Here is a 592-nt window from a genome sequence, read left to right as displayed (position 1 = left end):
CCCGATTGACTGGCGGTCAGTTGAATCTGACTGGCTGCGGTTTGGCTGTTACTCAGGTCAATCTGTTGACTGTGGACAGCCAGCGTGTCGGTCGCCAGATTTTTGCCATTGGCCTGAACGTGTTGCGCGGTCAGGGTCAGTGAACCGGGGCGGGTGGTGTTGCCCTTATCATCCAGTCCGGCGGCCCAGACGCTGTCATGGCTGCTGTGTATGGTGCCTGCGGTGACGGTGGTATCGCCGCGGGCTTCCACCCGACCCTGATTCTTTAACGCCCCTTTGGCCTGTAAATTCACCGCCGATTGTGACAGTAATTTGCCGGTGTTCGAGACATCGGCAGACGACGTTAATTGCAGCCCGTCACGGCTGCTGATGGCGCCGCGATTTTCTATCCAGCCATCGGCGGTAATATGCACGTCCCCGGCTGAGGCCCCGATATTGCCGGCATTATGGACACCGACCCCCGTTTCGGTGCCTATTAGCCTAATTTTATGGGCATACATGCCGCCCAGTGCCGCCACATCCAACGCAAACTCCGGGTGCTTCTCATTGTCTGTCGATTTTTTCTCAATCTGTTGATGCGCCACATCCACAA

Annotated in this window: 1 protein-coding gene; it reads right to left on the bottom strand. The window is 56.9% G+C overall.

Features of this window, described 5'->3' with window-relative positions; translation table 11 throughout:
- The coding region (locus tag OO184_RS24955) for a hypothetical protein (RefSeq protein ID WP_265381456.1) at positions 1-592 on the bottom strand (592 nt) is incomplete at both ends.

This window comes from Photorhabdus aballayi (assembly GCF_026153155.1).
GTDB lineage: Bacteria > Pseudomonadota > Gammaproteobacteria > Enterobacterales > Enterobacteriaceae > Photorhabdus > Photorhabdus luminescens.
Note: the sequence above shows the minus strand (reverse complement) of the source record. Positions and strands in the feature narration are given on the sequence as shown.